Here is a 12,918-nt window from a genome sequence, read left to right on the forward strand (position 1 = left end):
AACTAATGTTGCCAGTGATTCAGGCCAGGCGCAGCAGAATGGCACCGCCTGCAATACCCAGCGCCGCAGCGATACGCAGACCCGCAACCTTCTCTTTTAAAAGCACAAATGCGATAAGCGCCCCAAAGAGAATGGAGGTTTCACGCAGCGCTGCGACCACCGCCAGCGGCGCCTGCGTCATGGCCCATAGCGCCAGTCCATAAGAGCCCATAGTGCCAATGCCGCCGAGCAGCCCCTTTTTCCAGTGCAGGCGCAGGTAGCTGGAGGCATCGCGCCGACGTGCCACCATCGCCCAGCTCAGCAGACAGAAGCCGTTCATAAAGAAGGTCCACAGCGTATAGCCCAGCGCGGTGCCCGATAGCCGTACGCCGGTGCCGTCCACCAGGGTATAGCCCGCGATAAAACAGGCATTCAGCAGCGCCAGCCCGATCCCTTTTCGTGACTGCATGCGTCCGTTCATCGCCATGGCCAGTATCGACAGGCAGATCACGCCGATACCGGACCAGGCGAACCATGAGAGGCGATCGCCGAGCACCAGCACGCTGAACAGTGCCACCAGCAGCGGCGCGGTGCCGCGCATCAGCGGATAAGTCTGGCTCATATCGGAGACCTGATAGGTCTTCGCGACCAGAACGGTATACACCACCTGTAAGGCGCAGGAGACAATCAAAAACGGCCAGCTGGCCGCAGAGGGTTGGGGAGAGAAGGGGAGCAAAACCAGGGCAATCAGCGTGGCGGAGCCGCTGACGCCGATAGCCGAATAGAGTTTGTCCGTTCCGGCTTTAACGATGGCATTCCAGCTGGCATGCAGCAGTGCGGCAAAGAGTAAAATGCAGAAAACGGCGATAGTCATGGCGTATCGGGTGGTGAATTGTCACTCAACTGTAACATTCACAATCCGATGCTGCCAGCCGCTCAGATTGCACAAAAAAGGCGATGGGTGACGCGCGGTTCATCCACGACCAGCGTAAAACCAGCCCGCTGGTAGAATGCCCAGGCGGTCTCGGGCGCGTGGGTGTTAAGAAAATCGAACCAGACGCTGGCATCGGCCATCACCACCGCGAGCAGCTGCTTGCCGATACCCAGCCCACGACAGCTTTCGCTGATATAGAGATGGCGGATACGACCGGCCCGCGGCTGCTGGCTGAACGGATCGCGGTTTAGCCCGCAAATCCCCACCAGTTTGCCGTTCAGAAATGCCCCCAGCAGCTTTTCGCCCGGGGCGTTAAAGCGATTTTCACCCCGCTCCCAGTTCTCTTCCAGCCTGCGCAACATATTGAAGTTGAGCGCGGTGCTTTCGGTTTTGAGCGCGATATACCCCGGTTCGTCCGGCGTAACGGGCTCAATTAATAAACGCAACATAGCATTCTCTCGTTATTAAAGAGGGGCGGTTTCCCGCCCCTCTTTGGTGCGGCTTGAACCTGAATCACTTAACGTATTTCAGGACAGCATCAAGCAGTTGCAGGGCTGCAACAATGAGTTTGAGGATAAGTACAACCATATCCACTACGCTCATACGCGTCTCCTCTGGTTAAGGAGCACGATGCTGGCGTACCTTTCCGCCGCCTGTGACCAGCACCTTTGTTGACGTAACACAGTGTGCTCAGGTGGGGAGTGGAGGCGCTGACGGCACCACCCGTTTCAGCCAGGACTTCGTTGCGCCGGTGTACTACGAGCGGCTCCCCTCACACCCTGTGAACACACCCAGTATAGATAAATACTGTATATATGAACAGTAATTTATGGACAAATCGTGAAGCGCGATCCATACTCAAATGCGTCAAAATTCGTGCCGAAAATTGCGCGTTCCTGTGCGATCGCGTATACTTCGGGCGTTGACGTAACACAGTGTGCTCTGCGGTCACCAGCCGCAAACGCTGTTAAAAAAAACCTCGCTCAGGCGGGGTTTTTTGTTTTCTGGCCTACCTGGAAAAGATGTCTGTAGAAGCATTGGTAACAGTCGTAGCTGACATACAGGATGATTTATTTATCCATTCGATAAACTCTATATATCGATTATGGATTTAATATGATAATAAGATAAGAAAATAAACCACCTATACCTCTTTGTTAATCTATGTCGTATCTTTTATAACAATGGTAAATATAAGTGGCTAAATTTATTTTCGATGTAAATAAATATCGCGCTCAATTTCAATAGTTTGAATTTCTCTGCTTTTCAAAGTATATTTATTTAACCTCACATATTGTATGAGTACATTATGCAGGCATCTGATTATTTGAAAATGAAGTTCCAGAGCGACAGACAACTGGCTATTTATGGACAGCAAGGCGTTGCAGGAACATGGAGAGCATTGAAGGGTATTGGTTCTGATATTTACTCAGGGATTGAGCGTGTAAGCTGGTACTCATCATGTTTTATCCCCAGCTATCACGATGTATGTGAGGAGCTTCTTTCAGAAGAAAAGAGAATGTATCTCTCAATTGTGTCTATTTACCGTTACCGCGATGTTATAGCACACATGTTGTATCTTTATTTTCAAAGCATTATAACTGATTCGGAAAATGGAAATGAACAAAATCGCGTTCGTAAGATGGATTCGAAAGTAACCGGGCTTGTTACAAACCTATCGACAAGCAAGGCAGCGCGTTTAGCGATAGCATGGGGACTGGCAAAATCCCTTTCCGAATCAGGCCTGCTCTCAGAAATCGTAGTTGAACGACTTGCTCGCCGCTTACCTAACGTTGTCATGGCACTTCAACTGATTGGCACGGACCAGAAGTGCGCTCTTGCTGCCCGTCGCCTGAAAACGTTGGACCCTAAGTATTATGCCATCCTCTATGGCGCACAACTGGAGATGCTTTACTACTTTATTGATCCTTTCCTTTCTGAAATCATCAAGAAAGTGCAAATGGGATTCTATAATGATTTCGATGCAATTTATGACGACTTAAAGGACAAGGAACATGTTTAAGAGTCTGCTATCTATTTTATTTGCAGATATTTTATTCCCAATTTATATTTTTGCGTGTGCTTCTTTGTTCTTGTGGCTGGTGCCTCAATATTGGGTGTTACTAACCTTTATTGCAATCGTAGTCTTCATTATTGTTCATCCAATAATTTTTGGTCGCTTTGATAAGTACGATTGAGTCTTATAAAAAGGAGTTTTTATGTCAAATCCGGCTTATTTGTTTCTGACCGATGAAAATGGTTCTCCTATGGTTGGCCCATGCTTTGTTTCAGGGCGTGAAGGTGCAATTGAGCTCAAATCGTTCACTCATAATGTCAACATCCCAGTCGACGGAAATACCGGGAAGTTGACGGGCACGCGCATACATATGCCCGTCATGTTTCAGAAGGAATTTGATCGTGTAACCCCGTTTTTATTTCGGGCGTTGAGTACGGGGAGAACGCTACAGTCAGCCACTATTAAGATGTATCAGATTAATGAGGCAGGTTTAGAACAGGAGTATTTTAATATCATCCTGGAAAATGTAAAAATAACCTCAATCACACCAGACCTTTATCCAGGCGCAAACACCGGAACACACCTGGAAACGGTTCTTATGCGCTATGAAAAAATCACCTGGAAGCACTGCGATGGCAATGTCATCTATAGTGACTCCTGGAATGAGCGAGCAACGTACTGAAACGTGATCCCTGACGCATTTTCACGCAGATGAAAATAATTCCGTTGTCACGCCTGTAAACCTGTGCTTGTATAAATCCACTCAATGATTCCAGAGACAGGTTCCTAATGACCTCTTCCATGCTGACCTCGACCCTACTAAAAACTGCGCACCCAGCCGCAGTGGTCGTCGTGCGTGTGGTGGTCGTCGTCGGCAATGCGCCGTAGGGACTGGATCAACACACGATTCCAAACCCCGCCGGCGCAAACCGGCGGGGTTTTTGTTTAAAGCCCCCCGGAAAGTCGGCCCATAAGAAGGACTGGAGCATGGCAAGTTCGGGCACAACATCACACAAGACGCGTTTCACAGGCGCGCAGTTAATCGTTCATTTGCTGGAACGTCAGGGTATTACCACGGTTGCGGGTATTCCTGGCGGGACGGTACTCCCGCTGTATGACGCCTTAAGCCAGAGCACGAAGATCCGCCACGTGCTGGCGCGACACGAGCAGGGCGCAGGCTTTATTGCCCAGGGCATGGCGCGTACTCAGGGCAAACCGGCGGTCTGTATGGCCTGTAGCGGGCCGGGGGCCACCAACCTGGTGACCGCCATCGCCGATGCGCGCCTCGACTCCATCCCGTTAGTCTGCATTACCGGCCAGGTGCCCGCCTCGATGATCGGCACCGACGCATTTCAGGAAGTGGACACCTACGGCATCTCTATCCCCATCACCAAGCACAACTACTTAGTGCGTGATATCAGCGAATTACCGCAGGTTATCAGCGATGCGTTCCGCATTGCCCAGTCCGGTCGTCCGGGTCCGGTGTGGATAGACATTCCTAAGGATGTGCAGACCGCTGAAATCGAGATCGACGTCCTGCCTGAGCCGGGTACCCGCGCGCCATCGCCGGCATTCAGCGCTGACAGCGTACGCGAAGCCGCAGCCATGATTAATGCCGCGCAGCGCCCGGTGCTCTATCTGGGCGGCGGGGTAATTGACGCGCCTGACGCGGTGCGCGGCCTGGCTGAAAAAGCCAACCTGCCGACCACCATGACCCTGATGGCGCTGGGCATGCTGCCAAAAGCGCACCCGCTGTCGCTGGGAATGCTCGGGATGCACGGCGCGCGCAGCACCAACTTTATTCTGCAGGAGGCCGATCTGCTGATCGTTCTCGGGGCGCGTTTTGATGACCGGGCGATTGGCAAAACCGAGCAGTTCTGCCCGAACGCCAAAATCATTCACGTGGATATCGACCGCGCGGAGCTGGGTAAAATCAAGCAGCCGCACGTGGCGATCCAGGGCGATGTTAACGAGGTGCTGGCGCAGCTGCTGCCGCATATTGACGCCACCCCGCGCACCGCATGGCGCGAGCAGGTTACCGGTCTGCAGCAGGAGTTCCCGGGCGCCATCCCGACTGAAGGCGATCCGCTGAGCCACTACGGGCTGATTAACGCCGTGGCCGCCTGCGTGGACGACAGCGCCATTATCACTACCGACGTGGGCCAGCATCAGATGTGGACCGCCCAGGCCTATCCGCTGAACCGTCCGCGCCAGTGGCTGACCTCCGGCGGGCTGGGCACCATGGGCTTTGGCCTGCCTGCGGCGGTGGGCGCGGCGCTGGCTAACCCGGATCGCAAGGTGATCTGCTTCTCCGGCGACGGCAGCCTGATGATGAACATTCAGGAGATGGCCACCGCGGCGGAAAACCAGCTGGATGTAAAAATCATCCTGATGAACAACGAAGCACTGGGGCTGGTGCATCAGCAGCAGAGCCTGTTCTACAAGCAGGGCGTCTTTGCCGCTACCTATCCGGGCACGATCAACTTTATGCAGATTGCCGCCGGATTTGGCCTCTACACCTGCGATCTGAACGCTGAAGAGGATGCGCAGGCCGCGCTGCAGGAGGCGATTTCACGTCCGGGTCCGGCCCTGATCCACGTGCGTATCGATCCACAACAAAAAGTTTATCCGATGGTACCGCCGGGCGCGGCCAATACAGAAATGGTAGGGGAATAAGCCATGCAGAAGCAAAATGATAACGTCATTCTGGAACTCACCGTCCGTAACCACCCTGGCGTCATGACCCACGTCTGCGGGCTGTTTGCCCGCCGGGCGTTCAACGTGGAAGGCATTCTTTGTTTGCCCATTCAGGGCAGCGAGCACAGCCGCATCTGGCTGCTGGTAAATGACGATCAGCGGCTGGAGCAGATGATGGCGCAGATCGACAAGCTGGAAGACGTGGTGAAAGTGGTGCGTAACCAGTCTGACCCGACCATGTTTAACAAAATTGCGGTGTTCTTCGAGTAACTTACTCCCCGGCGGCGTCCGGGGTAATAATCTTCACAAAACCGTTCCGGCAGTGGGCCGGATAGTCTGCCGGAAGCGGGCGGTCGCTGATCAGCACATCAAACGCCGACAGCGGCCCGATGCTGGCGGGCGCCACTTCATCAAACAGGGCGTAGCGGGCCAGCAGGATCTTGCGGATACCGTGCTGAATGGCTTTACGTTTGGTGGCCAGGTCATCAAGGTTAAACCAGGTCACGCCGTAGTGCTCATGCACGCCGCTGGCCGAGATAAACACCTTGCGCGGGTTGAGTGAGTCGAGCACCGACGGATTACTGGTGTCGTAGAACGCATCGCTCTTTGCCCGGTAGGTGCCGCCACACAGAATCGCGGTGGCGTTCGGTTTCTCATTGAGCGCCATAAACACACGATGGGAATAGCAGATGCCGGTGAAGGTGATGTCGTCGGGGATCATGCTAATGACCAGCGGCATTTCCGGGCCATTATCGAAAAACACCAGATCGTTTTCCGCCACCATGCCAGCGGCCAGAATGGCAATAGGCAGGTCGTCGGGATGGTGCGTCTGGCTGCGCACCACGGGTGCGGCGGGAGCGGTGGCCGGTTTATTGACCATCACGATATAGCCGCCCAGCAGGGTCAGGGGCAGGACGGTATCATGGTTGTCCGGGCTGAGATCGCGACGGATAGTCATCACGGAAACTTCCAGCATCCGGGCGGCATCTTTCAGGTGAATGCGGTCGGTTTTCTTTAGCAGCTCAACCAGACGCCGGATTCGTTCTTTTTGCTTCGTCTCCATTCACCTTCTCCGCACGGTGTGATGTTCCTTAAAACACATTCATGATGCATCAGGAACATTTTTGTTGCGTCATACTATACTGCCGCCCGGCCGGAAAGAAAAGTCACTTCTTAAACTGTGTTTATCTCCCAATCTATTGTAATTAATGGAATAATTTTAAATTCCCATTATTGCGTCTCACTTTTCTCCCCGTGAATTGATTAATCATTAAACAGCGTTAATGGATCTGCTAATCGCGATCGCAGTCACAAATGATACGGAAATAACATGATAATGTTACGATAATATCATTGTTGTGTGATTGTTTCAGAGAGGTAGTAAACATGGATATCGCGGTTATCGGCTCCAACATGGTGGATCTCATCACCTACATTAATCAGATGCCGAAAGAGGGGGAAACCCTCGAAGCCCCGGCCTTTAAAATTGGCTGTGGCGGCAAAGGGGCGAATCAGGCGGTGGCGGCGGCCAAGCTCAACTCAAAAGTGATGATGCTGACCAAAGTCGGTGACGATATCTTTGCCGATAACACCATCCGTAATCTGGAGTCCTGGGGCATCAATACCACCTATGTGGAAAAAGTGCCGTGCACCAGCAGCGGCGTGGCCCCCATCTTTGTGAACGCCAATTCCAGCAACAGCATTCTGATTGTGAAAGGCGCTAATAAATTCCTCTCGCCGGAAGATATCGACCGCGCGGCAGACGATCTGAAAAAGTGTCAGCTTATTGTCCTGCAGCTCGAGGTACAGCTGGAGACGGTTTATCACGCTATCGAGTTCGGTAAAAAGCACGGAATTCAGGTGTTATTAAATCCGGCGCCGGCGCTGCGTGAATTAGACATGTCTTACGCCTGTAAATGTGATTTCTTTGTCCCTAATGAAACCGAGCTGGAAATTCTGACCGGCATGCCGGTAAACAATTACGAGAATATTTGCCTGGCTGCCCGCTCGCTGGTGGATAAAGGTCTGAACAATATTATCGTCACCATGGGTGAAAAAGGGGCGCTGTGGCTCACCCGTGATAAAGAAGTCGTGGTTCCTGCGTTTAAAGTGAATGCCGTTGACACCAGCGGAGCGGGCGATGCCTTTATTGGCTGCTTTGCCCACTACTACGTCCAGAGCGGCAACGTCGAAGCCGCCATGAAAAAAGCCGCTCTCTTTGCCGCGTTCAGCGTCACCGGGAAAGGCACCCAGTCGTCTTACCCCAGCATTGAACAATTCAATGAGTTCCTGGCATTGAACGAATAATAAAACCCTGCGAAATAAAAGGTAGCACTATGAACGATAAAAACATCATTCAGATGCCTGACGGCTATCTGAATAAAACCCCTCTGTTCCAGTTTATTTTGTTATCCTGCTTATTCCCGTTATGGGGATGCGCTGCTGCTTTAAATGATATTTTAATTACGCAATTTAAAAGTGTCTTTGCACTCAGTAATTTTGCCTCGGCGCTGGTGCAAAGCGCGTTTTATGGCGGTTATTTCCTTATTGCTATTCCTGCTTCGCTGGTGATTAAAAAGACCAGCTATAAAGTGGCGATCTTAATCGGATTAACGCTCTATATCGTGGGCTGTACGCTCTTTTTCCCCGCCTCGCACATGGCAACCTACACCATGTTCCTGGCGGCGATCTTTGCTATCGCTATTGGTCTGAGCTTCCTCGAAACGGCGGCCAACACCTACAGCTCGATGATCGGCCCGAAAGCCTACGCCACGCTGCGCCTGAACGTCAGCCAGACCTTCTACCCGATTGGCGCTGCCGCGGGCATCCTGCTGGGTAAATATCTGGTCTTCTCCGAAGGCGACAGCCTGGAAAAACAGATGGCGGGCATGAACGCCGAGCAGATCCACAATTTTAAGATCCTGATGCTGGAGAACACCCTGGAGCCCTACAAGTACATGATTATGGTCCTGGTGGTGGTTATGGTGCTGTTCCTGTTGACCCGCTTCCCGACCTGTAAAGTGGCGCAAACCGCCGAGCATAAACGTCCCTCGGCAATGGATACCCTGCGCTATCTCGCCACTAATTCGCGCTTCCGCCGCGGTATTGTGGCGCAGTTCCTCTATGTAGGCATGCAGGTGGCGGTGTGGTCGTTCACCATCCGTCTGGCGCTGGAGCTGGGCGATATCAACGAGCGCGATGCCTCTAACTTCATGGTCTACAGCTTTGCCTGCTTCTTCATCGGCAAGTTTGTCGCCAACATTCTGATGACCCGCTTTAACCCGGCGAAGGTGCTGATTATGTACTCGGTGATCGGCGCCCTGTTCCTGGCCTACGTGGCGCTGGCCCCGAGCTTTAGCGCAGTTTACGTCGCGGTGCTGGTGAGCATTCTCTTCGGACCCTGCTGGGCAACCATCTACGCCGGCACCCTGGATACGGTGGACAACGAGCATACCGAGATGGCCGGGGCGGTGATCGTGATGGCGATTGTCGGTGCGGCGGTAGTGCCTGCGGTGCAGGGCTACGTGGCCGATCTGTTCCACTCCCTCCAGGCCTCGTTCCTGGTGTCGATGCTGTGCTTTGTTTACGTGGGCGTCTACTTCTGGCGTGAGAGCAAAGTGCGCCGCGAACTGACCGAAGCCACGGCTTCCTGAGGAGGATCACCATGACGCAACTTCCCCTGTGGCGCGCGCTCTTTACCGAACAGCCGCGCACTGTGCTGCAAAACGATGACTTCACGGTGACGGCGTTTCGCTACGCCAGCGGCGTGGAGGGGCTGCGGGTGCAAAACCGCCGCGGTCATCTGGTGATCCTGCCCTGGCTGGGGCAGATGATCTGGGATGCGGAGTTCGACGGCCACGACCTGACGATGCGCAATATGTTCAGCCAGCCCAGAGCGGCAAAAGAGGTGGTCGAAACCTATGGCTGCTTCGCCTTCCACTCCGGCCTGCTGGCGAACGGCTGTCCGTCGCCGGAGGACAGCCATCCGCTGCATGGCGAAATGCCCTGCGCGCCCATGGATGACGCCTGGCTGGTGCTGGCCGACGACAGCCTGACGGTGACCGGGCGCTATGAGTATGTGATGGGGTTCGGTCATCATTACCAGGCGCAGCCCGCCGTCACGCTGCGCAAGGACAGCGCCCTGTTTGATATCGCCATGTCGGTGACCAATCTGGCGTCGGTGCCGATGCCGCTCCAGTACATGTGTCACATGAACTATGCCTATGTGGCGGGGGCCACCTTCAGCCAGAACGTACCGGATGAGGCGATCGCGCTGCGGGAGTCGGTACCGGCGCACGTGAAGCCTACCGAACAGTGGCTGGCGTTCAATCAGCGTTTGCTGCAGGGCGAAGCCTCCCTGAAGGCGCTGGACGAGCCGCACTATTACGATCCGGAGATCGTCTTTTTTGCCGACAGGCTCGACCGCTACACCGCGCAACCAGAGTTTCGCATGACCGCCCCGGATGGCATCACCTTCGTGACCCGCTTTGCCAGCGCGGAGCTTAACTACGCCACCCGCTGGATCCTCTACAACGGCGACCAAAAGGTGGCGGCCTTCGTGCTCCCCGCCACCTGTCGCCCGGAAGGGTTCCTGGCGGCCCAGCGCAGCGGCAGCCTGATTGAACTGGCTCCGGCCGAAACCCGCCGTTTCACGGTGACTACCGGGATCCTCTGACGGCGACAGTGCCGGATGGCGTTACGCCGCCATCCGGCGCTTTCACACCCTTGCCCAGGCTTTACCCCGCTTTACACACCCGCCCCGCCTCATGCTCTACAGTTTTAGTTTGCTGCCGCCTTTCGCGCAGCCTTAGCCCCTTTGCTAATGGAGAGCTTGCATGTTGACCCGACGATTGTCCTGCCTGGCGCTGCTGGTGGCGCTGGCCTCACCCGCGATGGCGGCGGATACCCCCACCTACGGCGAGAAGCTGGAAGGTTTTGACTACGCCTGGCCGGTGAAACACTTCACCTTTACCTCGCAGAACCAGTCTCTGGATATGGCGTATCTGGACGTGAAGCCGGAGAAAGCCAACGGCCGCACCGTGGTGCTGATGCACGGTAAAAACTTCTGCGCCGGGACCTGGGATGGCACGATCCGGGCCCTCACCGCCAGCGGCTATCGCGTGATAGCACCCGATCAGATAGGTTTTTGCAAATCCACCAAGCCTGAGCGGTATCAGTACACCTTCCAGCAGCTGGCGGATAACACCCATGCCTTGCTGAAAGAGCTGGGTATCGATCGCGTCACCGTCATCGGGCACTCCACCGGCGGCATGCTGGCCACCCGCTACGCGCTGATGTGGCCGCAGCAGGTAGAGCAGCTGGTGATGGTCAACCCGATTGGTCTCGAGGACTGGAAAGCGCGCGGCGTGCCGCATATTACCGTTGACCAGTGGTATCAGCGCGAGCTGAAAACCAGCGCCGACGGCATCCGTGAGTACGAGAAAAATACCTATTACGCCGGGGAGTGGAAGCCGGAATATGAGCGCTGGGTCACCATGCTCGCCGGGCTGAATAACGGGCCGGGCAAAGAGCGCGTGGCCTGGAACTCGGCGCTGCTCTACGACATGATCTATACCCAGCCGGTTATCTATGAATTCAGCGAGCTGAAGATGCCGGTATTATTGATGATCGGCACGAAGGACAATACCGCCATCGGGAAAGATCTCGCCCCGCCGGAGATCCGCAAAACCCTTGGCAACTACGCGGTGTTGGGCAAAGAGACGGCGAAGCGGATCCCACAGGCTACGCTTGTCGAGTTTAACGACATGGGCCACGCCCCTCAGATGCAGGATCCTGCACGCTTCCACGAGGCGCTGCTGAAGGGGCTTCAGACGCGCTGACTTGTCTCCAGCATCAGCCCGCGCAGCCATGCCTGCGCGGGATGACGGTGCGTTCTTCCGTGCCAGGCCATGCTTTTGGTGAACCCTGGAATATCCACGGGCGCCTCGCAGACCCACATGTCTTGCCGGTTCTCTGCCATCCGGCCAGGTACTACGGCCATCATGTCGCTGATCGCCAGCACCTCCGGCAGTACCAGAAAGCTGCTCACCGATAACCCGATGTGCCGCGTGTGTCCAATCCGCGCCAGCGCGTCGTCGGTGACGCCGTGAAAACTCTCGCCCTCGTAAGAGACCAGCACATGTTCCAGGGCGCAAAACCGATCCAGCGTCAGCGGCTTGCCCGCGTCCGGGTGGTCGGCGCGCATCATGCAGACATAGGTTTCGTCGTACAGCGCGCGGCTGTGCAACTCGTCCGGCGTGGTGTGGGGCGTCAGCAGGGCGAGGTCGATCTTCCCCTGTTCAAGCTGACTCACCAGACGGTCGGGCTCGACCGGCACAACGCGTACGCGCACCGCGGGCGCCTGGACTTTCAGCGCGGCGATAAAGGGCACAACCACCGCCCGCAGGGCGTAGTCGGTAGCGGCGAGGGTAAAGGTCAGGCTGGCGCTGAGGGGATCAAACCCGGTGGGCTGCAGCAGCATGTCGATATCCGCCAGGATACGCTTCACCGGCCCGGCCAGCGTTTCTGCGCGGATGGTCGGCACGATGCCGTGCGGAACGCGAATAAACAGCGGATCGTCAAAGTAATCGCGCAGTCGACTGAGCATGCCGCTGACCGCGGGCTGGGTCAGCGACAGGCGCGCTGCCGCACGGGTGACGCTGCGCTCATCCAGCAGAGCATCCAGAGTTTTTAAAAGATTCAAATCCAGGGTGCGGATATCCGTTTTCATCGCCTTGTACCACCTGTTTTGTGCGCATTAATACGACTTTGTCCGCTGTCGACGCGCTGCGTTTCCCGATATTATGCTCGCTTAATCGTAAGGAGAGTGCATGGTCTGGATAATGCTGGCTACGCTTGCCGTGGTGTTTGTGGTGGGCTTTCGCGTAATGACGTCGGGTTCCCGGCGCGCCATTCGTCGTCTCAGCGAACGGCTGGGGATCACCCCTGTGCCGCTGGAATCGATGATCGACCAGTTTGGCAAAAGCGCCGGCAATGAGTTTATCCGCTATCTTGAACGCCCCGACGAAGCGCATCTGCAAAATGCCGCTCAGGTGCTGCTGATCTGGCAGGTGTGCATTGTCGATAGCAGCGAAAACAACCTGTTGAGCTGGTATCGCCTGCTGCGCAAGGCGCGTCTCGCCGCGCCAATCACCGATGCGCAGATTCGCCTGGCGCTCGGCTTTATGCGCGATATGGAGCCCGATCCGCACGACCTTAACGCCTTCCAGCTGCGCTATAACCAGCTCTTCCTGCCGGAAGAGGGGGTTTTCTTCCTGCACTGATATCACCA

The 12,918-nt window shown here is 55.3% G+C and carries 15 protein-coding genes; 10 read left to right on the forward strand and 5 right to left on the reverse strand.

Annotated features, from left to right (window positions below; translation table 11 throughout):
- Positions 1-19: 19 nt before the first annotated feature.
- The 3 genes from NB069_RS00160 to tisB form a co-directional block, all read right to left on the reverse strand.
- Positions 20-853 carry an EamA family transporter gene (locus tag NB069_RS00160; RefSeq protein ID WP_250586780.1) on the reverse strand — a complete coding sequence of 278 codons (834 nt, stop codon included), beginning with the start codon at positions 851-853 and terminating at the stop codon, positions 20-22.
- Positions 854-915: 62 nt separating this feature from the next.
- On the reverse strand, positions 916-1,362 hold the full coding sequence (locus NB069_RS00165; protein ID WP_250586782.1) for a GNAT family N-acetyltransferase: 447 nt from the start codon (positions 1,360-1,362) through the stop codon (positions 916-918).
- A 64-nt stretch (positions 1,363-1,426) separates the two neighbouring features.
- Positions 1,427-1,516 carry a type I toxin-antitoxin system toxin TisB gene (gene tisB / locus NB069_RS00170; protein WP_039032257.1) on the reverse strand — a complete coding sequence of 30 codons (90 nt, stop codon included), beginning with the start codon at positions 1,514-1,516 and terminating at the stop codon, positions 1,427-1,429.
- Positions 1,517-2,222: 706 nt separating this feature from the next.
- Between tisB and NB069_RS00175 the strand changes: the two genes are divergently transcribed.
- The 5 genes from NB069_RS00175 (at position 2,223) to ilvN (ending at position 5,897) form a co-directional block, all read left to right on the forward strand.
- Positions 2,223-2,936: a hypothetical protein gene (locus tag NB069_RS00175; protein WP_250586784.1), complete on the forward strand. Its 714-nt coding sequence runs from the start codon at positions 2,223-2,225 to the stop codon at positions 2,934-2,936.
- A 196-nt stretch (positions 2,937-3,132) separates the two neighbouring features.
- On the forward strand, positions 3,133-3,612 hold the full coding sequence (locus NB069_RS00180) for an Hcp family type VI secretion system effector (RefSeq protein ID WP_250586786.1): 480 nt from the start codon (positions 3,133-3,135) through the stop codon (positions 3,610-3,612).
- 107 nt (positions 3,613-3,719) lie between these two features.
- Positions 3,720-3,818 carry an ilvB operon leader peptide IvbL gene (gene ivbL / locus NB069_RS00185; protein ID WP_138370925.1) on the forward strand — a complete coding sequence of 33 codons (99 nt, stop codon included), beginning with the start codon at positions 3,720-3,722 and terminating at the stop codon, positions 3,816-3,818.
- A gap of 99 nt (positions 3,819-3,917) precedes the next feature.
- The gene (ilvB, locus tag NB069_RS00190) at positions 3,918-5,606 is read left to right on the forward strand and encodes an acetolactate synthase large subunit (RefSeq protein ID WP_250586788.1); all 1,689 of its coding nucleotides are present in this window, start codon (positions 3,918-3,920) and stop codon (positions 5,604-5,606) included.
- A 3-nt stretch (positions 5,607-5,609) separates the two neighbouring features.
- Positions 5,610-5,897 (forward strand): acetolactate synthase small subunit, encoded by a 288-nt coding sequence (ilvN, locus tag NB069_RS00195; RefSeq protein WP_039032259.1) that lies wholly within the window; start codon positions 5,610-5,612, stop codon positions 5,895-5,897.
- Position 5,898: 1 nt separating this feature from the next.
- Here ilvN and NB069_RS00200 read toward each other — a convergent pair whose 3' ends face one another.
- Positions 5,899-6,690 carry a DeoR family transcriptional regulator gene (locus NB069_RS00200; protein ID WP_223075656.1) on the reverse strand — a complete coding sequence of 264 codons (792 nt, stop codon included), beginning with the start codon at positions 6,688-6,690 and terminating at the stop codon, positions 5,899-5,901.
- A 323-nt stretch (positions 6,691-7,013) separates the two neighbouring features.
- On the opposite strand from NB069_RS00200, the gene rbsK reads away from it, so the two are divergent.
- From rbsK to NB069_RS00220, 4 genes are all read left to right on the forward strand, one after another.
- Positions 7,014-7,934: a ribokinase gene (gene rbsK / locus NB069_RS00205; RefSeq protein WP_250586790.1), complete on the forward strand. Its 921-nt coding sequence runs from the start codon at positions 7,014-7,016 to the stop codon at positions 7,932-7,934.
- A 29-nt stretch (positions 7,935-7,963) separates the two neighbouring features.
- The gene (fucP, locus tag NB069_RS00210) at positions 7,964-9,280 is read left to right on the forward strand and encodes an L-fucose:H+ symporter permease (protein ID WP_250586792.1); all 1,317 of its coding nucleotides are present in this window, start codon (positions 7,964-7,966) and stop codon (positions 9,278-9,280) included.
- 11 nt (positions 9,281-9,291) lie between these two features.
- Entirely contained in the window at positions 9,292-10,302 is a 1,011-nt protein-coding gene (locus tag NB069_RS00215) for an aldose 1-epimerase family protein (RefSeq protein ID WP_250586794.1), read from the forward strand.
- A gap of 160 nt (positions 10,303-10,462) precedes the next feature.
- Positions 10,463-11,467, forward strand: coding sequence for an alpha/beta fold hydrolase (locus tag NB069_RS00220; protein WP_250586796.1), 1,005 nt, complete (start codon positions 10,463-10,465; stop codon positions 11,465-11,467).
- On the opposite strand, the gene NB069_RS00225 is transcribed toward NB069_RS00220, so the two are convergent.
- Complete coding sequence (locus NB069_RS00225) at positions 11,455-12,357, reverse strand: LysR family transcriptional regulator (RefSeq protein WP_250586798.1); 903 nt, start codon at positions 12,355-12,357, stop codon at positions 11,455-11,457. The two genes, NB069_RS00220 and NB069_RS00225, sit on opposite strands and share 13 nt — an antisense overlap.
- Positions 12,358-12,457: 100 nt before the next feature.
- Between NB069_RS00225 and NB069_RS00230 the strand changes: the two genes are divergently transcribed.
- Positions 12,458-12,910 (forward strand): DUF1198 domain-containing protein, encoded by a 453-nt coding sequence (locus tag NB069_RS00230; RefSeq protein WP_250586800.1) that lies wholly within the window; start codon positions 12,458-12,460, stop codon positions 12,908-12,910.
- Positions 12,911-12,918: the final 8 nt, after the last annotated feature.

The organism is Leclercia adecarboxylata (genome assembly GCF_023639785.1).
Classification (GTDB): Bacteria; Pseudomonadota; Gammaproteobacteria; order Enterobacterales; family Enterobacteriaceae; genus Enterobacter; species Enterobacter adecarboxylatus_D.

Excerpts from the sequence above, each read along its gene's own strand:
- NB069_RS00160 (WP_250586780.1), bottom strand. The coding sequence starts at position 853 with ATGACTATCGCCGTTTTCTGCATTTTACTCTTTGCCGCACTGCTGCAT.
- NB069_RS00165 (WP_250586782.1), bottom strand. The coding sequence starts at position 1,362 with ATGTTGCGTTTATTAATTGAGCCCGTTACGCCGGACGAACCGGGGTAT.
- tisB (WP_039032257.1), bottom strand. The coding sequence starts at position 1,516 with ATGAGCGTAGTGGATATGGTTGTACTTATCCTCAAACTCATTGTTGCA.
- NB069_RS00175 (WP_250586784.1), top strand. The coding sequence starts at position 2,223 with ATGCAGGCATCTGATTATTTGAAAATGAAGTTCCAGAGCGACAGACAA.
- NB069_RS00180 (WP_250586786.1), top strand. The coding sequence starts at position 3,133 with ATGTCAAATCCGGCTTATTTGTTTCTGACCGATGAAAATGGTTCTCCT.
- ivbL (WP_138370925.1), top strand. The coding sequence starts at position 3,720 with ATGACCTCTTCCATGCTGACCTCGACCCTACTAAAAACTGCGCACCCA.
- ilvB (WP_250586788.1), top strand. The coding sequence starts at position 3,918 with ATGGCAAGTTCGGGCACAACATCACACAAGACGCGTTTCACAGGCGCG.
- ilvN (WP_039032259.1), top strand. The coding sequence starts at position 5,610 with ATGCAGAAGCAAAATGATAACGTCATTCTGGAACTCACCGTCCGTAAC.
- NB069_RS00200 (WP_223075656.1), bottom strand. The coding sequence starts at position 6,690 with ATGGAGACGAAGCAAAAAGAACGAATCCGGCGTCTGGTTGAGCTGCTA.
- rbsK (WP_250586790.1), top strand. The coding sequence starts at position 7,014 with ATGGATATCGCGGTTATCGGCTCCAACATGGTGGATCTCATCACCTAC.
- fucP (WP_250586792.1), top strand. The coding sequence starts at position 7,964 with ATGAACGATAAAAACATCATTCAGATGCCTGACGGCTATCTGAATAAA.
- NB069_RS00215 (WP_250586794.1), top strand. The coding sequence starts at position 9,292 with ATGACGCAACTTCCCCTGTGGCGCGCGCTCTTTACCGAACAGCCGCGC.
- NB069_RS00220 (WP_250586796.1), top strand. The coding sequence starts at position 10,463 with ATGTTGACCCGACGATTGTCCTGCCTGGCGCTGCTGGTGGCGCTGGCC.
- NB069_RS00225 (WP_250586798.1), bottom strand. The coding sequence starts at position 12,357 with ATGAAAACGGATATCCGCACCCTGGATTTGAATCTTTTAAAAACTCTG.
- NB069_RS00230 (WP_250586800.1), top strand. The coding sequence starts at position 12,458 with ATGGTCTGGATAATGCTGGCTACGCTTGCCGTGGTGTTTGTGGTGGGC.